Raw genomic sequence first — 19843 nt, 5'->3', positions numbered from 1 at the left:
ATGGGTTCCGAAGCCTTCCAGCAACGAGGAGCGAACCCCGTGCCTTCGTCTCGTGACGTCGTATTCGTCGACGGTGTGCGCACGCCCTTCGGCAGATCGGGCCCCAAGGGCCTGTACGCCGAGACACGCGCCGACGACCTGGTGATCCGCGTCATCCGCGAGCTGATCCGGCGTAACCCGAACCTGCCCCCCGAGCGCGTCGACGAGGTCGCCATCGCGGCCACCACGCAGATCGGCGACCAGGGCCTGACCCTCGGCCGTTCGGCCGCGATCCTGGCCGGGCTGCCCAAGAGCGTGCCCGGCTACTCGATCGACCGCATGTGCGCCGGCGCCATGACCGCGGTGACGTCGGTCGCCGGGGGCATCGCCTTCGGCGCCTACGACGTCGCCATCGCCGGTGGCGTCGAGCACATGGGGCGCCACCCCATGGGCGAGGGCGTCGACCCCAACCCCCGCTTCCTGGCCGAGCGCCTGGTGGACACCTCCGCGCTCGTCATGGGCATGACCGCCGAGAACCTGCACGACCGCTACCCCTCCATCACCAAGGAGCGCGCGGACGCCTTCGCGCTCGCCTCCCAGGAGAGGGTCGCCAAGGCCTACGCCGACGGCAGGATCCAGCAGGACCTGGTCCCGACGGCGATCAGGTCGGCCGAGAAGGGCTGGGGCCTGGCCACGGCCGACGAGGCCCCCCGCCCCGGCACCACGCTGGAGGGCCTGGCCGGCCTGAAGACCCCGTTCCGCTCGCACGGCCGGGTCACCGCGGGCAACGCCTCGGGCATCAACGACGGCGCCACCGGCTGCATCGTGGCCGCCGCCGACGTCGCGGCCGAGCTCGGCCTGACCGCGAGGATGCGCCTGGTCTCGTACGCCTTCGCCGGGGTGGACCCCGAGGTCATGGGCGTCGGGCCGATCCCGTCCACCGAGCGGGCCCTGCGGCTGGCCGGCCTGTCCGTCTCCGACATCGGGCTGTTCGAGATCAACGAGGCGTTCGCCGTGCAGGTGCTGGCGTTCCTGGAGCACTTCGGCATCGCCGACGACGACCCCCGGGTCAACCCCTACGGCGGCGCCATCGCCTTCGGCCACCCGCTGGCCTCCTCGGGGGTGCGCCTGATGACGCAGCTCGCCCGCGAGTTCGGCGAGCGCCCCGACGTCCGCTACGGCGTGACCACGATGTGCGTCGGCCTCGGCATGGGTGGAACGGTCATCTGGGAGAACCTCGGCTGGGAGGGCGAGAAGTGACGGACATCAAGGACCTGTTCGCCGACGAGGTCGTCACCCGCGCGACCGTCCGCGACGTGGAGCTGCCGCACGGCGCCGGCACCATGGCCCTGATCACGCTGGACAACGGCTTCGACCACACCAAGCCGTCCACGTTCGGCCCCGCCGGGCTGACCTCGCTGGGCGAGGCCCTCGACGCGGTCGCCGGGCGTGGCGACCTGGCCGCCGTGGGCGTCGTCGGCAAGCCGTTCGTGTTCGCCGTCGGCGCCGACCTCAAGGGTGCCGCGCTGATCTCCGAGCGGGACCAGGCGCTGGCGATCGGCCGGCTGGGGCACGAGGTGTTCCGCCGCCTCGGCGAGCTGGACGTGCCGTCGTTCGCGTTCGTCAACGGCGCGGCCATGGGCGGCGGCCTGGAGGTCGCGCTGCACTGCACGTACCGGACGATCTCCTCGGGGGTGCCCGCCGTGGCGCTGCCCGAGTGCTTCCTCGGCCTGATCCCGGGCTGGGGCGGCACCTGGCTGCTGCCCCGCCTGACCGGCCCGGCCACCGCCGTCAAGCTCATCGTGGAGAACCCGCTCGCGCAGAACCGCACGATCAAGGGCGCGGAGGCGTTCTCGCTCGGCCTGGCCGACGCGATGTTCGAGCCCGCCGACTTCCTGGAGGAGTCGCTGCGCTGGGCCGCCGGGGTGCTCCGGGGCGAGGTGACGGTCTCCCGGACCGACCACACCGGGGCCGACTGGTCGGCGGCGATCGCCGACGCCCGCTTCCTGCTCGACGCCCGGCTGCACGGCGCCTCCCCGGCCCCGTACCGGGCGCTGGAGCTCGTCGAGGCGGCCCGCACCGCCTCCCGCGACGAGGGCTTCGCCGCCGAGGACCGCGCGCTGGCCGACCTGCTCATGGGCGACGAGCTGCGCGCCGGCCTGTACTCCTTCGACCTGGTGCAGCGGCGGGCCAAGAAGCCCGCCGGAGCCCCGGACGCGGCCCTGGCCCGCCCGGTGACCAAGGTCGGCGTGGTCGGCGCGGGCCTGATGGCCTCGCAGATGGCGCTGCTGTTCGCCCGGCGCCTGCAGGTGCCGGTCGTGCTCACCGACCTGGACCGCGAGCGCCTGGACCGCGGTGTCGGCCACGTCCACGCCGAGGTCGACAAGCTGCTCGGCAGGGGCCGCGTCTCCGCCGACGAGGCCAACCGGCTCAAGGCCCTGGTGACCGGCTCGCTGACCAAGGACGCGTTCGCCGACGCCGACTTCGTCATCGAGGCGGTGTTCGAGGACATGAAGGTCAAGAAGCAGGTCTTCGCCGAGGTGGAGCAGGTCGTCTCCGACGGGTGCGTGCTGGCCACCAACACCTCCTCGCTCTCGCTCACCGAGATGGCCTCCGGGCTCCGGCGTCCCGAGCGCGTCGTGGGCTTCCACTTCTTCAACCCGGTCGCGGTGATGCCGCTGCTGGAGATCGTCCGGGGGGCCGGGACCGACGACGCGGCACTCGCCACGGCCTTCGCCGTCGGCCGCTCGCTGAAGAAGTCGTCCGTGCTGGTCAAGGACGCGCCCGCGTTCGTGGTCAACCGCCTGCTGACCCGCTTCATGGGCGAGGTCATCGGCGCCGTGGACGAGGGCACCCCGCTGGAGGTCGCCGACCACGCGCTGGACGGGCTCGGCCTGCCGATGACCCCGTTCGCGCTGCTGCAGCTCGTCGGCCCGGCCGTGGCGCTGCACGTCGCCGAGACCATGCACGAGGCCTTCCCGGACCGCTACGGCGTCTCGGAGAGCCTCGCCCGGCTGGTCGCGGCCGGGAAGCCCGGCGTGTACGCGCCGGACTTCTCCCTGGACCCCGAGGCGGTGGCGCTCTTCTCCGGCGGCACCTCCCCCTCGACCGCCGAGGAGGTCCGGCTGCGCGCGCTGCGGGCGCTGGACGAGGAGATCCGCCTGATGCTCGAAGAGGGCGTGGTCTCGGCCCCGCAGGACATCGACCTGTGCATGATCCTGGGTGCGGGCTGGCCGTTCCACCTGGGCGGCATCACCCCGTACCTGGACCGCGCGGGCATCGCCGAGCCCCGTTTCCTGCCCGCGGGGGTGGCGTCGGTCCCCGGCCGGTGATCTGACCGGACGGCTTCGGCCGGGGGCGCGCTCGCAGACGGAGCGCGCCCCTTCTCCTCTTCCCCGTCCCCTCCCCCGCGGCCGGTCCTCGCCGGTCGCGGGTGGCCGGTCGCGGGTGGCCGGTCGCGGCGTGGCGAGCGGCTCGCGGGTCACGTCACGGGTCGCTGGTACGAACCCGATGGAAAGACCGGAAAAGCCAACAAGGCTCCGACCTGGCCATATGCGGTCCCCGGTCTCCTGGCCGGTATGGCGGGACCGGCCGGCGCGATCGCAGTACGGTGCACTCATCCACACGCTCGGGGGTGTGCATGGGCAAGGTTCTCATCGTGTCGGGACTGCTGGCGGTCGTCGCCGTCGCGGTCCTCGTGGTGATCGTCGGACGGGTGCGCGCGGCGGGCCGCAGGCGGGCGCTGGCGGCGGCCGACCGCAACCGCGTGGTCCTGGAGCGGTGGTTCGACCTCCGCCCCACCGACGCCGAGCGGCAGCTCGCGCTCAACTTCCTCGACGAGGCGTTCGCCCTCGGCCGGATCGACCAGGAGGACCACGCCCGGCGGGTCGAGACGGTCCTGAAGGCCGAGACCAACCGCGACGCCCAGAGCGCGCTGAACGACCTGCGACCGCCCGACCCCCCGTGAGATGCCGCGCCGCCTACCGCCCCGCGTGACGCTCCGAGAGCCTGCTGTGCCGGTAGCCGTACCCGAAGTAGATGACGACCCCGAGGAGCATCCACGCCAGGAACCTCAGCCAGGTCTCCACCGGCAGGTTGAGCATCAGGTACAGGCAGGCGAGCACCGACAGGATCGGCACCAGCGGCACCAGCGGGGTACGGAAGGAGCGCGGCAGGTCCGGGCGGGTGCGGCGCAGGATGATCACCGCGATCGAGACCACCACGAACGCGAAGAGCGTGCCGATGTTGACCAGCTCGGCGATCGTGGACAGCGGCACCAGGCCCGCCAGCGCCGCCACCACGAGGCCCATCAGGATGGTGATGATGTACGGCGTGCGGTACTTCGGGTGGACCTTGCCCAGCCCGCTCGGGAGCAGGTTGTCGCGGCACATGGCGAACATCACCCGCGACATGCCCAGCATCAGGATCATCACGACCGTCGTCAGGCCCGCGAGCGCGCCGATGCTGATCAGTGAGGCGGCCCAGGTCTGGCCGACCGACTTGAACGCATCCGCCAGCGGCGCCGCCTCGCTCAGCTGCCCGTAGGGCTGCATGCCGACCACGACCAGCGAGACCGCGACGTAGAGCACGGTGCAGACGCCGAGCGAGGACAGGATGCCGATGGGCAGGTCCCGCTGCGGGTTGCGGGTCTCCTCCGCCGCGGTGGCGACCACGTCGAAGCCGATGTAGGCGAAGAACACGATCGCCGCGGCACCGAAGATGCCCATCACCCCGAAGGCGACCGGGGTGATGCCGAAGAGCACCTGGATGAGCGGGGCGGAGAGTCCCTCCACCGCCGGGGTCTCCTTGGACGGCGGGACGAACGGCGCGTAGTTGGCGGCCCTGACGAAGAACAGTCCCGCCACGATGACCAGCAGCACCACGGTGACCTTGACGGCCACGATGACCAGGTTGAACCGGGAGGACAGCTTGATGCCCATGACCAGGATGGCGGTGAGGATCAGCACGATCAGCGCGGCGGGCAGGTTGAACGTCGCCCCCTCCCCGGCGATGGCTCCCGGCAGGGCGATCCCGACGGACTCCAGCAGCGAGGTGAGGTATCCCGACCAGCCGACCGCGACGACCGCGGCGCCGAGCATCATCTCCAGCATCAGGTCCCAGCCGATGATCCAGGCGGGGAACTCGCCGAGGGTGGCGAAGGCGAACGTGTAGGCCGACCCCGCCGCCGGGACGGTGGAGGCGAACTCGGCGTAGCACAGGGCAGCGAGCGCGCAGACGATCCCGGCGATCACGAAGGACAGGGCCACCGACGGCCCGGCCATCTCCCTGGCGACCCGGCCGGTGAGCACGAAGATGCCGGTGCCCACGATGACGCCGATACCGAAGACGGTGAGGTCGAGAGCGCTGAGATCCTTGCTCAGCCGATGTTCCGGTGCCTCGGTGTCGGAGATCGACTGTTCCACCGACTTGACGCGCAAGACGCTCACGGACCCTCCTCGATCGGCGGTGATGATCCCCCGACGCATCAGGTCATGCCCAGCGGATCACCCGCTGAACGACGGACACCGGGTTCTTTGGGAAAAATCCGGCGACCGTCCCGGCACGGCGACGGCCCGCGCCCCGGTCGGAGGCGCGGGCCGTACACGGTGAGGGCCCGGCGGGCCGTGAGGGCCGGCGGGCCGTACGCGGCGGGGTCAGCGGGCCGGGTCGTTCTCCAGGACCGGGGAGCGCTTGGCGACCGCCTCGGTGATCTGGCGGGCGATGTCCTGGGAGGTCAGGCCGATCTCACTGAGGATCTTCGGCCGCTTGGCGTGGTCGAGGAAGCGCTGCGGGATGCCGTAGGTGCGGACCGGAACGTCCACGTCGGCGTCGCGCAGCAGGCGGGCGACCGCGTCGCCCACCCCGCCCACCCGTCCGCTGTCCTCGACCACCACGACCAGCTTGTGCAGGCGGGCCGCGGCCACCAGGGCCTCGTCCAGCGGCTTGACCCAGCGCGGGTCGACCACGGTGGCGGAGATGCCCTGCGCGTCGAGCAGGTCGGCGGCGCCCAGGCAGAGCTCGGCCATCGGGCCCACGGACACGAGCAGCACGTCGGGGTCGCCCGAGCGCAGCACGTCCATCCCGCCGAGGCGGCCGACCGCCTCGATCTCGGCCGTCACGGCCCCCTTGGGGTAGCGCAGCACGGTCGGGCCGTCGTCGACCTCCACGGCCTCGGCCAGCAGCTCCCGCAGGCGGGGCTCGTCCCGGGGGACGGCGATCGACAGGCCGGGCACGACCTGCAGGATCGACAGGTCCCACATGCCGTTGTGGCTGGCGCCGTCGTCACCGGTGACGCCCGCGCGGTCCAGCACGACCGTGACGGGCAGCCGGTGCAGGGCGACGTCCATCAGGAGCTGGTCGAAGGCCCGGTTGAGGAAGGTGGAGTACAGGGCCACCACCGGGTGCAGGCCGCCGAGCGCCAGACCGGCGGCGCTGGTCAGCGCGTGCTGCTCGGCGATGCCGACGTCGTAGAGGCGGTCGGGGTAGGCCCGGGAGAACGGGATCAGCCCGGTCGGCCCGAGCATCGCGGCGGTGATGGCCACGATGTCCTGGCGCTCGGCGCCGAGCCGGACCATCTCCTGGCCGAAGACGTTGGTCCAGCCGTGCGGCTTGGGCTTCTCCTCGCCGGTCAGCGGGTCGAAGACGCCGGGCGAGTGGAAGCAGTCCTCGTCGTGGTTCTCCGCCGGGGAGTAGCCGAAGCCCTTCTTGGTGAGCACGTGCACGATGACCGGGCGGCGGAAGCCGCGGGCCCTGCGCAGCGCGGCCTCCACGGCCTGCTCGTCGTGGCCGTCGACCAGCCCGATGTACTTCAGGCCGAGGTCCTCGAACATGACCTGCGGGGCCAGGACGTCCTTGATGCCCTTCTTGACGCCGTGCAGGGCGTCGTAGACCGGGGCGCCGACCAGCGGGACCCGGTGCAGGCCGTCCTTGACGAAGTCGAGCACGTCCTCGTAGCGCTGGTCGGTGCGCAGCGAGGCCAGGTGGGAGGCGAGGCCGCCGATGGTCGGCGAGTAGGAGCGGCCGTTGTCGTTGACCACGATGATGAGCGGCAGGTCCTTGCGCCCGGCGATGTTGTTGAGCGCCTCCCAGGCCATGCCGCCGGTGAGCGCGCCGTCCCCGATCACCGCGACGACCGTGCGGTCGCTCTCACCGCGCAGCCGGTAGGCCTTGGCCAGGCCGTCGGCGTACGAGAGCGCGGTGGAGGCGTGCGAGTTCTCGATGATGTCGTGCTCGGACTCGGCCTGGCTCGGGTAGCCCGACAGGCCGCCCTCCTGGCGGAGCGTGTCGAACCGCCCGGCCCGGCCGGTGAGCATCTTGTGGACGTAGGCCTGGTGCCCGGTGTCCCACAGGACGCGGTCGTGCGGCGAGTCGAAGACCCGGTGCAGCGCGATCGTCAGCTCCACGACGCCCAGGTTCGGGCCGAGGTGCCCGCCGATGCGGGCCGTGGAGGCGATCAGCAGATCCCTGATCTCCGCGGCGAGTCCCGGCAGCTCGTCCGGAGCCAGCAGCTTGAGATCCCGCGGTCCCTTGACCGACTCCAGAAGACTTCCAGGCTGCCCGGTCCGCTCGCTCACGGAATCATCTCCTCTGTCCAGTCAACGTCAGCACGAGTCTAGTTCGGATGTGAGACGCCGCCCCCAAGAGCGGAGAGTCTGCACGTTTTATCCACACTTGCAATAGCCTTTGCCCCACCATGAAAACTCTCCCCTTTAGGCAACTGTCGTCACTTGTTGCCGCCTCGTTGCTGTTTGCCCTGGTAACAGGCCTGGACTCGGCCAACGCGTCCGCCCCGGCCGCCGCGGCACCCGTCTCCCCCTCGCTCGTTCCGGTCACCGCCACGCCCGCGTCCGGCGTTTCGGTCACCGGCGTGCAGGCGCCCCCGCGCGGGCGCACCGCCGCCACGGCGAGCCCCCTCTACCGCACCGGTACCCTGCCCCGCGTCAACTGCCGGCCCGGTGAGATCCGCGCGGGGAGCGCGGCCTCTTACCGGACCTTCGTGAACAAGGTCATGCGCTGTCTGAACATGGGCTGGAAGACCCAGTTCAGGAAGACCAAGCTGTCCTTCTCCCAGCCCCGGCTCCGCTTCTCCACGGTCAAGGTGAACACCCCCTGCGGCCGGTGGCCCAGCAGCGCCGGAGGCATGTACTGCTCCAGCAACCGCACCATCTACATCGGCATCTCGCGGACGGTCCTGAAGAACGTCCACCCCGCCACCCACGCCCAGTTCATCGCCCACGAGTACGGCCACCACGTGCAGCACCTCGCGGGGATCATGAACTACTACGCCAACAGCGTCTGGCGCGCCAAGCCCGCCACCAAGCTGGCCTTCTCGCGCCGGATCGAGCTGCAGGCGGACTGCCTGGGCTCGGCCTTCCTGCGCCAGATCTCCCACTCCCTGCCGGTCGAGCAGGCGCAGTGGGACGCGATGGTCTCCTGGATCGCCGAGAACGGCCACAAGAACTGGCCCAAGAACGACCACGGCAAGGGCCGCAGCCAGGCGTACTGGCTGGAGCGCGGCTTCAACGCCGGCTCCCCGTCCGCCTGCAACACCTGGACGGCACCCTCCGGCCGCCTCGCCTGAGGCGTCACCCGGCACTCACCTGATGCTGCGGCGGCCCGTGTTCACGAGCCGCCGCCGGTCGCCGGGCCGGGGCCGTCACCGGCCAGGTGACGGCCCCTCGGCCGCCCGCCCCGTCCCTCGGCACTGCACGGTGGGCCCTCCACCGGGCGGACCCCTCACCGGTACCTTCGACCTACCTGATCCACTCAGCTCCACCCGGCCACCCGTCGCCGCCCCACAGCCGCGCGACGGGTGGTCTTTCTCGTCCACCCGGTATGAGGAATCTCATACCGGCTCCCGCTCCAGGATGAGGATCCTCCTCCCGTACGCGAGGTGAGGCCTCCAACCCCCTGCCACGAATGGCGATCGATCCGTGACGGTGAGTAGTGTGGCAACGCCGGTCGAGCGCCTGGGACGCGAGCGTCCCTCGCATCACGGAACGGCCGGCACCGGCCCCCCGCCGGTCGAGACAGGGAGAAGGGCACGAGTGAGCACGACAGAGATGCGCCTGCGGGTGCTGGAGACCGACGTCATGGCGCTCCGCGCACACAGTGACGAGAACAGGGCGCTCATCTCGGGCATGTTCGAGGTCCTGCGCGATCTGAGCACGGTCACTTCGAAACTGAACACCGAGGTGACCGCCCTCCGAACCGAGGTCAACGAACTCCGGACCGAGGTCAACGAACTCCGCACCGAGGTCAACGAACTCCGCACCGAAGTGACCGAACTCCGTACCGAGGTGACCGCCCTCCGCACCGAGGTCAACGAGCTCCGCACCGAAGTGGCCGCCCTCCGGACGGAGGTCAACGAGCTAAGGGACGAAGTTAACGGCCTACGGGCCAACCAAGACGAGCTACGAGCCGAAGTGAACGACCTACGATCCGAGATGCGGGCCGGTCACGCCGAGCTGCGCGAGGAGATGTCCGTGGTCAAGCGCTCCGTCGGCAACCTCGAGCTCTCCATGAAGCGTCTCGAGGGTGACGTCGCCGAGCTGAGGTCCGGCCACCTCGACCTGCGCAACCTGGTCTCCGGTCTCGCCAGGTAGCGAGCACCCCGCGACACCGTCGGCACCCACGGCCCCGGGTGCCGGCAGCGTGACGTCTCACCGGCGTCGCGGAACAGACGATCTTCAAAGGCATGGCGGTACGCGGTCGGCGCGGCGGAGGAGACCCGTGGCGGACCGGCTGCACCGGACCGCCCATGGGACGTGCGGTCAGGAACCGGCCCTGGCGAGGACCTCCAGCGGGTCGGCCAGGACCTGGGAGAAGGCCAGCTCGGCGGCGCCCACGAGGGTGGCGTCATCGCCGAGGGCCGAGGTGCGCAGGCGCAGGTGCTCGCGGGACGGCGGCAGGGCGTCGACGGCGAGACGGCTGCGGACCTGGGCGGCCGATCCCAGGTAGATCTCCCGGAGCATCCCCCCGAACACGATCATCTCCGGGTTGAAGAGGTTGACGAGGTTGGCGACCCCCAGCCCGAGCCAGTCACCGACCCGGCTCAGCGCGGCCTGCGCGACCACGTCCCCCCGGTCGGCGGCGTCGACCACGGCGCGGACGGCGTCGACCCCGACCCGGGGGCCGAAACGCCCGGCGGCCTCCAGCAGGGCGCGCTCCCCCACCTCGGCCTCCAGACAGCCCAGCGACCCGCACGAGCACAGGCGTCCCCGGCCCGGGTTGACGATCATGTGACCGACCTCGCCGCCGAAGCCCAGGTGGCCGCCGAGCAGCTGGCCGTTGACGATCACGCCCCCGCCGATGCCGACGTCCCCGTGCAGGTAGACCAGGTCGCGGCAGCCGACACCGACCCCCCGGGTCTGCTCGGCCAGGGCGGCCAGGTTGGCGTCGTTGCCGACGGCGACCGGCAGGCCGAAGGCCAGCCGCCGGGTCATCTCCTCGGCGAACGGCACGTCCTCCACGGTGACCATGTTGGGCCCGAACCTGATGATCCCGTCGTCGCGGCCCACTCCCCCGGGGAACGCCGCGGCGACCCCCACGCAGACCGTGTCCGGCCTGGTCCTGCGGTGCATCTGCCGGGCGAAGGCGGCGAGCGGGCCGACGATCTCCTCCAGGGAGAAGGAACCGCGCCGCCGTACCGTCTCGCGCCGGTCGAGGATGGTGCCGCCCAGGCCGACGCGGGCGGCGACCATGCGGTCGACGCCCACGTCGAAGGCGAACACGTAGACCCGCGCCGACTCCGGGCGGACCACCAGGGACGGGCGCCCGGCGCGTCCCGTCTCCCGGGGGAGCTCCTCCCTGACCAGGCCCGCGGCGGTCAGGTCGGCGGTGAGGGCCATGATGGTGCTGCGGTTGAGCCCCATCCGGTTGGTGAGTTCCGCGCGGGAGGTGGGCCCGCCCAGATGCACGTGACGCAGGAGGGCCCCGAGGTTGTGACGCCTGATCTCCTCTTGGGAGGGACCTGCCCGCATGGCCTTGGATTCCTTCGGTGGATCGGAGTCGCTGATCACCTTAGCCCGGTGGCGGCCGCTCGCTTGCGGGAGAGGGCGTCCACCATGGCGGCCAGCAGCAGGACCGATCCGGTCACCATGTACTTCACGCCGGAGCTGTAGCCCATCAGGCCCATGCCGTTCTCGATGACCGCGACCACCGCGCCGCCGAGGATGGCGTCCAGCACCCGGCCCTTGCCGCCGAACAGGCTGGTGCCGCCGATGACGGCGGCGCCGACCGCGTAGAGCAGCACGTTGCTGCCGCCGGTGTTGGGGTCGACGGAGCTGGCGCGAGAGGCGGCGATGATGCCGCCGATGGCGGCCATGGAGGAACAGATGACGAACGCGCTGATCTTCATCCGGTCGACGTTGATGCCCGCCCGGCGCGCGGCCTCGGCGTTGCCGCCGACCGCGTACAGGTGACGTCCGTACGCCGTGCGGCGGAGCAGGAACGTCAGGATCAGCAGCAGCACCACGATGACGGGCACCACGAGCGGCACACCGGCCAGCGAGACGACCGCGGCGTTGCGGCTGCGCTCGATGTTGAGGAAGTACACGGCGAGCCCGCCGAGCAGCGCGAGGGCGCCCACCCTGACCGCGATCAGCGAGATCGGGTCGGAGGTCAGGCCCCGGGAGGCGCGCTTGCGGGCGCGCGTCAGCTGGAGACCCGCGTAGGCGACGACGCCGACGGCCAGCAGGATCCAGCCCAGCGTGGGCGGCAGGTTCTTGTTGGAGATCGACAGGATCGTCTCGTCGCGGATGGCGATGATCGTGCCGCCCTTGACGAGCAGCAGGACGAGTCCCTGGAAGGCCAGGAAGGCCGCGAGCGTCACCACGAAGGACGGGATGCCGAGTTTCGCGACGATGGACCCGATCGTGGTGCCGATCACCACGCCGGCGAGGATGGCCGCGCCGACCGCGACGTACCAGGGCAGGCCCTGGCTGCTGAGCATGATCGCGAGGATCGCGGCGCAGACGCCGCTGGCGAAGCCCGCCGACAGGTCGATCTCGCCGAGGAGCAGGACGAAGACCAGGCCCATGGCGATCACGGTGACCGCGGCGCCCTGGGTGAGCAGGTTGGCGAAGTTGCCCGAGGACAGGAAGGCGGGGCGCAGGATCGCGAAGACCGTGCAGAGCACCACGAGGCCGAACACCGCCGGCAGCGCGCCCATGTCCCCGCCGCGTACCCGCTCGACGTAGCCGCGGGCGTTCGCCGTGATGGAGGGTGACTCCTGCACGGTCTTCGGGGTGATCGTGGCGGTCATACGGTGACTCCGTTGGTGAGGCCGAGGTCCCCGCTGCGGCCGGAGGTGATGAGTTCGACGACCTGTGCGTGGGTGACGTCCGAGGTCTTGACCTGGGCCGCCATCCGGCCGAGGTAGAGGGTCGCGATCCGGTCCGAGACGGCGAACACGTCGTTCATGTTGTGCGAGATCAGCACGACGGCCAGGCCCTGGTCGGCGAGGCGGCGGACCAGTTCCAGCACCTGCGCCGTCTGGGCGACGCCCAGTGCCGCGGTCGGCTCGTCGAGGATGACGACCTTGCTGTTCCACAGCACGGCCTTGGCGATGGCCACGGTCTGGCGCTGGCCGCCGGACAGGCTGGCGACGAGCTGGCGGATGGACTTGACGGTCCTGACCGAGAGGCTCTCCAGGGTCCTGGCCGCCATCTCCTCCATGGTGTCCTCGTCGAGGACGATGCCGCGCTTGTGCTCGCGGCCGAGGAACATGTTCTGGACGATGTCGAGGTTGTCGCAGAGCGCGAGGTCCTGGTAGACGATCTCGATGCCCAGGTCGGCCGCGTCGCGCGGGCTGCCGATCTGGACGGGCTTGCCGTCGAAGAAGTACTCGCCGGAGTCGATGGAGTGGATGCCGCCGACGCACTTGACGAGGGTGGACTTGCCCGCGCCGTTGTCGCCGACCAGCGCGGTCACCTCTCCGGGATAGGCGGAGAGGGAGACGTCGTGCAGGACCTGTACGGGACCGAAACTCTTGTCGATCCCGCGAAGTTCCAGTGCGGGGGTCATGGGGTTGTGCTCCCTGTGTTCATTTCGCGCGGTGGGGCTCGCGCGGTTGGGGCGCCTGCAGGCGGTGTCCTGCCCTGCCGTACGGGAGACGCTCATCTGCCGCGTACCCCGGTGTCACAGTGCGGATGCGCCACGATCGGGCGTGGGGGCGCGGCCGGCCGCCGGGGCCGGCCGCGCCCTCCCGCGTGTTACTCGATTCCGGCCTCGGTGCACTTCTTGGCGAAGTCACCGGTGCACAGCTCCTCCTTGGTCACGAAGCCGTCGGCGACGACGTCCTTGACGCTGTCGAAGAAGATCGGCTGGGGGTCGAGGAGGACGGCGGGCACGTCGGCGCCGCTCTCGCTGTCCTTGACCGTGCCGGACGCCGCGGGCTTCTCGCCCTTGGCCAGGCCGATGGCGAGCTCGGCGGCCGCGTCGGCCTCCTTCTTGATCGCCTTGTAGACCGTCATGCACTGGTCGCCGGCGAGGATGTTCTGCAGGCCCTGCACGGTGGCGTCCTGGCCGGTGACCGGGACCTTGCCGTTCAGGTTGTTCTTCTTGAGCACGGTGATGGCGGCGTTGCCGAGACCGTCGTTGGCGGCCAGGACACCGGCGATCTTCGGCTGCTCGGTGAGCATCTGCTCGAAGATGGTGCCCGCCTGGGCGTTGTCCCAGTCCGGAACCGACTGGTCCGGGCCCTTGACGTACTCGCCCGAGTCGTACTTGGGCTTGAGCACGCCGTCGTAGCCGTTCTTGAACAGCGTGGCGTTGTTGTCGGTCGGCGAGCCGTTGAGCTCGGCGACGATCGGCTTCTCGGCCTTCTTGTCGGTCAGGCACTTGACCAGGCCCTCACCCTGCAGGGTGCCGACCTTGGTGTTGTCGAAGCTGACGTAGTAGGACGCGCCGCCGTTGAGGGTGAGGCGGTCGTAGTCGATGGTGGCCACGCCCTGGGCCTTGGCCTTGTCGAGGACGGCCTTGCCGGTTCCGCTGTCCAGGTTGACGATCATCAGGACCGTGGCGCCGTTGGTGATCATCTGGTCGGCGATGGTCTGGAACTGCGTCTTGTCACCCTGGGCGTTCTGGATGTCGTAGGCGACACCCGCGGCCTTGAACGCCTCCTCCAGGTACTTGCGGTCCGCGGTCTCCCAGCGGGCGGAGGACTTGCTGTCGGGGAGGATGACACCGATCTTGCCGGCGGCGGCCGAGCTCGCGGCGGCGGAGGGTGCGCCGCTCGGGGCGGCGGTGGTGGGCTCTTCGCTCCCGCAGGCGGCGAGACCGAGGGTCATCACCGCGGCGGCGGTGGTCATGCTGAGGATCCCCTTGCGCATGGTGCACGGGTCCTTTCTTCGAAAGTGGGGGGTACGGAGGTGCGGCATGCCGAATTCGCGGGCCCGGCTCCGCCGGATCTCGGCTCACCGTTCCGTTGAATGTTGTTTGCGGCAACGTATTCCGCCGTTGGCCAGAGCGCCAGACCCTCCAGAGGTAAAGTTTGTTGTGGCCGGTAACAATCCAGAAACGCCTGCTTAACGACGTCGTGCCGGACGGCCGGAGCCCCTGCCCGGCCGGGGCCGCATCGCGGGCGGCGCCGGGCACGCCCGTTCCCGGTCCCCTGGGGACCGCGACCGGTCACCGTCGCGGCTCCGGGCTACGCCGCCAGGCCGTCGAGCCGCTCGAGCGCCCACTCGACCGCGTCCCGCCCCGCGGGCAGCAGGGGCAACCGGACGTCCGGCGTGGGGATGCGGCCCTGGGCGTGCAGGACCCCCTTGATCACGGTGGGGTTGGGTTCGGCGAACAGGGCCCCCGACAGGGCCGACAGGCGGTGCCCGAGTTCCCGGGCCCGCGGGAGGTCCCCGCCGAGCCAGGCGCCGGCCAGCTCGGCGAACCGTTCCGTGGCCAGGTGGGCGGAGGCCAGGACGGCGCCGGTGGCGCCGAGCGCGAGGAGCGGCGAGACGAACGGGTCGTCACCGGCCAGGACCGCGAAGCCCGGCGGGAGGTCACCGAGCAGGTCCACCGCGTGCCGGTCGACGCCGCCCGCCGCGTACTTCACCCCCGCGACCCCGGGCAGCCGGCCCAGCGCGCGCAGGCACTCCGCGTCGAGTTCCTGCCCGGTCCGGTACGGGACATGGTAGACGACCAGCGGCACCGGGCCCGCGGCCGCAAGGAGGGCGAAGTGCGCCAGCACGCCGGGGTGCCCCGGCCGGGTGAAGGACGGCACCGGGACCAGCGCGGCCGTCACCTCCGGCCATGCCGCCAGGCGCGCGAGAGAGGCCGCGGTGGCCCGGGTGTCGTTGCCGCCCGTACCGACGATCAGGGGTGCCGCGCGCTCACCGCAGACCCGGGCGCACACGTCGACGACCGCGCGCTTCTCGCTCTCGTCGAGGGTGGCGGCCTCGGCGGTCGTCCCCAGCGCGACGATCCCGGTGGCGCCCGCGGCCAGGACGTCGCGGGCGAGCCGTTCCAGGGCGTCCGTCGCGATCCGCCCGTCGGCGGTCAGCGGCGTGATCAGCGGTACGTGGATCCCGCGCAGGGCGGTGTTCGAGGTCATGGCCACCAGGGTGTCCCGGCCGTACTGTGCGGGTCCAGTTCACCTTTCCGGGTTCCAGCGTAAGCTGAGCCGATGCTCGATGTGCGCCGCCTGCGCCTGCTGCGCGAACTCGCCCTGCGCGGCACCATCGCCGCCGTCGCCCGGGCGCTGTCCTTCAGCCCCTCGGCCGTCTCCCAGCAGCTGTCCGTCCTGGAGCGCGAGGCGGGCGTGCCGCTGCTGGAACGGACCGGGCGGCGGGTGTGCCTGACCCCCGCCGGGCAGAACCTGGCCCGTCACGCCGAGGTGATCCTGCGGCACCTGGAGCAGGCCGCGGGCGAGCTGGTCGACGCCCGCCACGGCCTGGCCGGCCCGCTGCGCATCGGCACCTTCCCGACGGCGGCGCGGGCGATCCTCCCGGCCGCCCTGACCGTCCTGGCCCGCGAGCACCCCGCCCTGGAGCCGATGGTCTCGGAGATCGATCCGGCCGGCGTCGCCGACGCGCTGCGCGCCGGTGACCTGGACCTCGCACTGATCCACGACTACGACTTCGTCCCCCGGCCGGCCGAACCGGGCCTGGCCACCCGCCCGCTGTTCGGCGAACCGGTCTACCTGGCGTCGGCAGCTCCGGTGACGGCCTCCGGCGGCCAGGCGATCACCGCCTGCGCGGACCTGCCCTGGATCGCGGCGATCCCGGGCACGGCCTGCCACACGATGACCGTCCGGGCCTGTCAGGCCGCCGGTTTCACCCCGCGCGTCCGGCACCACATCGACGAGTTCGCCACCGTGCTCGCCCTGGTCGCCGCCGGGCAGGGGGTCGCGCTGGTCCCGCGGCTCGGCGCGGTGGATCCGCCTCCCGGCGTGGTGCTGACCCGGCTGCCGATCCGCAGGCGGACCATGACCGCCCACCGGGCCGGAGCCGACGCGCACCCCGCCGTCGCCACCGTCACCGCCGCCCTGCGCACCGCGGTCCCCGCGGGGTTCGAGACCTGACGGCGGCCGCGGCGCCGTCGCGGGCGCGCCGCCCGCACGGGACCGGTGACACCGCCCGCACGGGACCGGTGACGGCACCCGCACGGGACCGGTGACACCGCCCGCACGGGACCGGTGACGGCACCCGGAGGGGACCGGCCCGCTCGGGGATCATGACGAGGGCGGGGCAGGGACGAGCCCGCCCTCGTAGGCCGCGATGACGAGCTGGGCCCGGTCGCGGGCGTGCAGCTTGGCCAGCAGCCGGCCGATGTGGGTCTTGACCGTGCCGACGGTGAGGTGGAGGTGCTCCGCGATCTCGGAGTTGGACATCCCCGTGCCGATGAGGGTGAGGACGTCCTGCTCGCGCTGGGTGATGTCGTCCAGGAGCCGCCGGGCCGGAGCGGGGCGGGGGCTTCGCAGGAAGTCGGCGATGAGCCGCCGGGTGACGGTGGGCGCGAGCAGCGCCTCGCCGGAGGCGACGACCCGGACGGCGGCCAGGAGCTCGGTCGCGGTCGCGCTCTTGACGAGGAACCCGCTGGCCCCTGCCCTGAGCGAGGCGTACACGTACTCGTCCTGGTCGAACGTGGTGAGGATCAGCACGCGGGCGCCGGCACCGGCCGGGTCGGCGCAGATGCGCCTGGTCGCCTCGATGCCGTCCATGTCCGGCATCCGCACGTCCATGAGGACGACGTGCGGCCGCCGCAGGCGGGTCAGGAACACGGCCTCGGCGCCGGTGCCCGCCTCGCCCACGACGACCATGCCCGGCGCGGTGTCGATGAGGACCTTGAGGCTGTCGCGCAACAGGACCTCGTCCTCGGCGAGCAGGACCCGGACGGGCTCCGGCTCGCGCGGGGACGGCTCACAGGGGGACGGGTCACAGGGGGACGACTCGTGCGGGGACGACTCGTGCGAAGACGGGAACGGGTCCTGCGGGGTGTCGTCGGTGGTCATGCCGGGGTGCCTTCCGGGTCGTAGGGCAGCCGGGCCGCCACGCGGAAACCTCCTTGGGGCCGGGGGCCCGCGCTGAACGTGCCCCCGTACATCCTGGCCCGCTCGCGCATGCCGATCAGACCGTGTCCCCCGTGTCCCCCGTGTCCTGCGTCTACCCCGTGGTCCGCCCGCGGGGGCCGGCCGTTGCGGGGGCCGTCGTCGACGACCTCGATCGAGGCGGCCCGCCCGTCGACGTCCACGGTGACCACGCAGCGGGTGGGCCCGGTGTGGGTGACGACGTTGGTCAGGGCCTGCTGCACGATCCGGTACACCGACAGCGCGACCCCGGCGGGGGGCACGCCCTCCTCGCGGACGGTCAGCTCCACCTCGACCCCGGCCGAGCGGGCATGGGCGGCCAGCTCGGGCAGGCCGGTCATGCCGGGAACGGGCAGGGGAGCCTCCCGCAGGTCGCCGTCGGAGCGCAGCAGGCCGAGCACCCGGTGGATCTCGGCGAGCGTGCTCCGGCTGGTCTGCTCGATGACGGCCAGCGCGGCGCGCACCTCCTGCGGGCGGGCGTCGGCGACGTGGTTGGCCACGGTGGCCTTGACGGCGATCAGGCTCATGCTGTGGCCGATGACGTCGTGCAGCTCCCGGGCGATGCGCCTGCGCTCGTCGCTCACCGCGGCCTCGGCGAGGTGGTGCACGAGACGGGCGGTGGTGTCCCGCTTCCAGCGCACGACCGCCCCGACGGCCCATGCGACGACCAGCAGCACGCACGTCACGCCGATCTCGACCGGCCAGTACGGCGGCATCTCGCTGGGCGTGGCCGCGGGCGCGAGGCCGGGGAGGACCCGGTCGTAGAAGACCAGGATCGCGGCCGTCGCGGCGGACGCGCACGCCGCGGCGGCCGTCGCCGACCGTACGGCCGAGACCGTGGTGGCCACCTGGTACAGCACGAGCACGGCCGGCACGAACGTCAGCCAGATCGCGCCCGCCGCGACGGCACCGGCCACGGTGGCCGACACGGCCGCAGCGCACGCCCACACGAGCATCGCCCGCGGCCGATGCCGCCGCAGCGCGACCGGAAGGCTCAGCACGGCCGCCACCGGCCAGGCCGACCAGGCGGGCCACGACGGCGACGGCCCCGGCGGGTCGACGATGGCGTACCCGACGAGCAGCGCCACGACGATCGCCGCTCCCCCGTCGACGACGTCCCTTCCGCCGAGCCGCCGCAATGTCCCGTCCATGAGGGGAAGCTATCGCCTCACCGGAACCCCGGCGTCCGCCCGGGGTCGGACATCGGCCTCCGCCCAGGGTCATAGTGCCGGCCCGTACGCGCCGGCCGGGATCCGACCCCGGCCGGACGCGCCCGTGCGGCGCCGCCCACCACCATGATGCCGAGCCGGGACGCGCCGGAACCGAACAGACGGGCACGGGACACATGAACGTTGAGACTCGCGGGCGGATCGCCCGGTGGCGGCAGGCCGACGCGGACCGGCGGGCCGCCAACGCCGCGGCCAACCTGGAGCTGCAGCCCCCGTTCCCGGGACGCTGGGTGAGCGCCGCCGGGCTGATCGGCGGCCCACTGCTGATCATGACCGCGACCGTCCTGCGCTCCCCGTTCCACTACTTCGTCCCCCAGCAGCTCGCCGCCTACGACCGCCATCCCGCCCTCGTCACCGCCGCCTACGCCTGCTTCGCCTGCGGGTTCATCCTGCTGCTCCCGGCCATCGTGACGCTGGCGCAGCGGATCGCCGCCACCAGCCCGCTGTGGGGGATCTGGGGCGGCTGCCTGGTGATCCTGGGCCTGTTCACCCGCGTCTTCCAGTTCGGCACCGACCACCTGGCCTTCCACATGACCGACAGCCTCGGGCTGCAGACGATGCTCGGCGCCGTCGACGACTACTACGTGGCGTGGCGGGACACGCGCTGGCATCCGTTCAGGGCGCTGTCCGGGCCCGCCTTCCTGGGCTGGGTCGTGCTGGCCGTCGGCGCCTACCGCTCCGGCGCCCTGGGACTGGGCCGTTCGATCGCGCTCGGCCTGATGTCGGCGCTCGCGCTCGGGACGCTCAAGGGCACCGAACCGCAGTCCTTCGTCGCCGTCGGCGGCCTGTGCGTCGCCCTCATCCCCCTGGGCGTCTCCCTGCTGCGCAGCGGCCCTCCCCCGAGCAGGCGCGCCATGGTGTGGACCGTGGTCCTCGTCGCCGGGCACGTCCTCGGCAACCTCTACGGCCCCAGGGGGTGACGGCACCCGGGACGCCGGGCCCGACGGCACGCGGAGCCCTGACGGCATGCGGAACGCCGAGCCCCGACGGCACACAGAGCCGGCACGCGGAGCCCTGACGGCACCCGGTACGCCGGGCCCCGACGGCACGAAGCCGCCCGGCGGGACGGTGTCCCGCCGGGCGGCTCTCGTCAGGAGAACGCGCTACCCGG

The 19843-nt window shown here is 72.0% G+C and carries 16 protein-coding genes; 7 read left to right on the top strand and 9 right to left on the bottom strand.

All coding sequences use genetic code 11. The annotated features are described in order from the left end of the window. The first annotated feature begins 39 nt into the window (after window positions 1-39). From ACIBCT_RS32880 to ACIBCT_RS32870, 3 genes are all read left to right on the top strand, one after another. A complete protein-coding gene (locus ACIBCT_RS32880; protein ID WP_399195311.1) occupies window positions 40-1239 on the top strand; it encodes a thiolase family protein in 1200 nt (399 codons plus the stop codon). Next, a complete protein-coding gene (locus ACIBCT_RS32875; RefSeq protein WP_399195309.1) occupies window positions 1236-3311 on the top strand; it encodes a 3-hydroxyacyl-CoA dehydrogenase NAD-binding domain-containing protein in 2076 nt (691 codons plus the stop codon). Before ACIBCT_RS32880 ends, ACIBCT_RS32875 begins: the two co-directional genes overlap by 4 nt. A 308-nt stretch (window positions 3312-3619) precedes the next feature. Beyond that, window positions 3620-3946, top strand: coding sequence for a DUF1707 domain-containing protein (locus ACIBCT_RS32870; RefSeq protein ID WP_399195307.1), 327 nt, complete (start codon window positions 3620-3622; stop codon window positions 3944-3946). Between the two features lie 13 nt (window positions 3947-3959). Here ACIBCT_RS32870 and ACIBCT_RS32865 read toward each other — a convergent pair whose 3' ends face one another. Beyond that, a complete protein-coding gene (locus ACIBCT_RS32865; RefSeq protein WP_399195305.1) occupies window positions 3960-5465 on the bottom strand; it encodes an amino acid permease in 1506 nt (501 codons plus the stop codon). Between the two features lie 168 nt (window positions 5466-5633). Further along, window positions 5634-7553, bottom strand: coding sequence for a 1-deoxy-D-xylulose-5-phosphate synthase (dxs, locus tag ACIBCT_RS32860; RefSeq protein ID WP_399195303.1), 1920 nt, complete (start codon window positions 7551-7553; stop codon window positions 5634-5636). Window positions 7554-7672: 119 nt separating this feature from the next. Here dxs and ACIBCT_RS32855 point away from each other — a divergent pair, with 119 nt between their 5' ends. Both ACIBCT_RS32855 and ACIBCT_RS32850 read left to right on the top strand, forming a co-directional pair. After that, a complete protein-coding gene (locus ACIBCT_RS32855; protein ID WP_399195301.1) occupies window positions 7673-8560 on the top strand; it encodes a neutral zinc metallopeptidase in 888 nt (295 codons plus the stop codon). Window positions 8561-9026: 466 nt separating this feature from the next. Continuing rightward, the gene (locus ACIBCT_RS32850; protein ID WP_399195299.1) at window positions 9027-9584 is read left to right on the top strand and encodes a hypothetical protein; all 558 of its coding nucleotides are present in this window, start codon (window positions 9027-9029) and stop codon (window positions 9582-9584) included. A gap of 168 nt (window positions 9585-9752) precedes the next feature. Here the strand turns inward: ACIBCT_RS32850 and ACIBCT_RS32845 are convergent, their stop codons facing one another. The 5 genes from ACIBCT_RS32845 to ACIBCT_RS32825 all read right to left on the bottom strand — a co-directional run bounded on the left by ACIBCT_RS32845 (window position 9753) and on the right by ACIBCT_RS32825 (window position 15529). Beyond that, window positions 9753-10961: an ROK family protein gene (locus ACIBCT_RS32845; RefSeq protein ID WP_399195297.1), complete on the bottom strand. Its 1209-nt coding sequence runs from the start codon at window positions 10959-10961 to the stop codon at window positions 9753-9755. 35 nt (window positions 10962-10996) lie between these two features. Continuing rightward, window positions 10997-12244, bottom strand: a complete 1248-nt coding sequence (locus ACIBCT_RS32840) for a sugar ABC transporter permease (RefSeq protein WP_399195296.1) — start codon at window positions 12242-12244, stop codon at window positions 10997-10999. After that, a complete protein-coding gene (locus tag ACIBCT_RS32835) occupies window positions 12241-13005 on the bottom strand; it encodes an ATP-binding cassette domain-containing protein (protein ID WP_399195294.1) in 765 nt (254 codons plus the stop codon). The genes ACIBCT_RS32840 and ACIBCT_RS32835 overlap by 4 nt, the downstream gene beginning before the upstream one ends. A gap of 188 nt (window positions 13006-13193) precedes the next feature. After that, on the bottom strand, window positions 13194-14312 hold the full coding sequence (locus ACIBCT_RS32830) for a sugar ABC transporter substrate-binding protein (RefSeq protein ID WP_399195292.1): 1119 nt from the start codon (window positions 14310-14312) through the stop codon (window positions 13194-13196). A 317-nt stretch (window positions 14313-14629) separates the two neighbouring features. Next, window positions 14630-15529 (bottom strand): dihydrodipicolinate synthase family protein, encoded by a 900-nt coding sequence (locus ACIBCT_RS32825; RefSeq protein WP_399195290.1) that lies wholly within the window; start codon window positions 15527-15529, stop codon window positions 14630-14632. Between the two features lie 72 nt (window positions 15530-15601). Here ACIBCT_RS32825 and ACIBCT_RS32820 point away from each other — a divergent pair, with 72 nt between their 5' ends. Continuing rightward, window positions 15602-16498: a LysR substrate-binding domain-containing protein gene (locus tag ACIBCT_RS32820; RefSeq protein ID WP_399195288.1), complete on the top strand. Its 897-nt coding sequence runs from the start codon at window positions 15602-15604 to the stop codon at window positions 16496-16498. A 150-nt stretch (window positions 16499-16648) separates the two neighbouring features. On the opposite strand, the gene ACIBCT_RS32815 is transcribed toward ACIBCT_RS32820, so the two are convergent. Both ACIBCT_RS32815 and ACIBCT_RS32810 read right to left on the bottom strand, forming a co-directional pair. Continuing rightward, the gene (locus ACIBCT_RS32815) at window positions 16649-17428 is read right to left on the bottom strand and encodes a response regulator (RefSeq protein WP_399195287.1); all 780 of its coding nucleotides are present in this window, start codon (window positions 17426-17428) and stop codon (window positions 16649-16651) included. Further along, window positions 17425-18654, bottom strand: a complete 1230-nt coding sequence (locus ACIBCT_RS32810) for a sensor histidine kinase (protein ID WP_399195286.1) — start codon at window positions 18652-18654, stop codon at window positions 17425-17427. Before ACIBCT_RS32810 ends, ACIBCT_RS32815 begins: the two co-directional genes overlap by 4 nt. Before the next feature lie 194 nt (window positions 18655-18848). On the opposite strand from ACIBCT_RS32810, the gene ACIBCT_RS32805 reads away from it, so the two are divergent. Continuing rightward, the gene (locus ACIBCT_RS32805; protein ID WP_399195285.1) at window positions 18849-19652 is read left to right on the top strand and encodes a hypothetical protein; all 804 of its coding nucleotides are present in this window, start codon (window positions 18849-18851) and stop codon (window positions 19650-19652) included. The last annotated feature ends 191 nt before the right edge of the window (window positions 19653-19843 follow it).

Origin of the sequence: Streptosporangium sp. NPDC050855 (genome assembly GCF_044456585.1) — a bacterium.
In the GTDB taxonomy this organism is placed as follows: domain Bacteria; phylum Actinomycetota; class Actinomycetes; order Streptosporangiales; family Streptosporangiaceae; genus Streptosporangium; species Streptosporangium longisporum.
The sequence above is the reverse complement of the archived record's forward strand: the minus strand, read 5'-3'. Positions and strand labels throughout refer to the sequence as shown.

Coding starts and splice junctions, on each gene's coding strand:
- ACIBCT_RS32870 (WP_399195307.1), top strand. CDS start 3,620: ATGGGCAAGGTTCTCATCGTGTCGGGACTGCTGGCGGTCGTCGCCGTC.
- ACIBCT_RS32865 (WP_399195305.1), bottom strand. CDS start 5,465: ATGCGTCGGGGGATCATCACCGCCGATCGAGGAGGGTCCGTGAGCGTC.
- ACIBCT_RS32855 (WP_399195301.1), top strand. CDS start 7,673: ATGAAAACTCTCCCCTTTAGGCAACTGTCGTCACTTGTTGCCGCCTCG.
- ACIBCT_RS32845 (WP_399195297.1), bottom strand. CDS start 10,961: ATGCGGGCAGGTCCCTCCCAAGAGGAGATCAGGCGTCACAACCTCGGG.
- ACIBCT_RS32840 (WP_399195296.1), bottom strand. CDS start 12,244: ATGACCGCCACGATCACCCCGAAGACCGTGCAGGAGTCACCCTCCATC.
- ACIBCT_RS32835 (WP_399195294.1), bottom strand. CDS start 13,005: ATGACCCCCGCACTGGAACTTCGCGGGATCGACAAGAGTTTCGGTCCC.
- ACIBCT_RS32830 (WP_399195292.1), bottom strand. CDS start 14,312: ATGCGCAAGGGGATCCTCAGCATGACCACCGCCGCCGCGGTGATGACC.
- ACIBCT_RS32825 (WP_399195290.1), bottom strand. CDS start 15,529: ATGACCTCGAACACCGCCCTGCGCGGGATCCACGTACCGCTGATCACG.
- ACIBCT_RS32820 (WP_399195288.1), top strand. CDS start 15,602: ATGCTCGATGTGCGCCGCCTGCGCCTGCTGCGCGAACTCGCCCTGCGC.
- ACIBCT_RS32815 (WP_399195287.1), bottom strand. CDS start 17,428: ATGACCACCGACGACACCCCGCAGGACCCGTTCCCGTCTTCGCACGAG.
- ACIBCT_RS32810 (WP_399195286.1), bottom strand. CDS start 18,654: ATGGACGGGACATTGCGGCGGCTCGGCGGAAGGGACGTCGTCGACGGG.
- ACIBCT_RS32805 (WP_399195285.1), top strand. CDS start 18,849: ATGAACGTTGAGACTCGCGGGCGGATCGCCCGGTGGCGGCAGGCCGAC.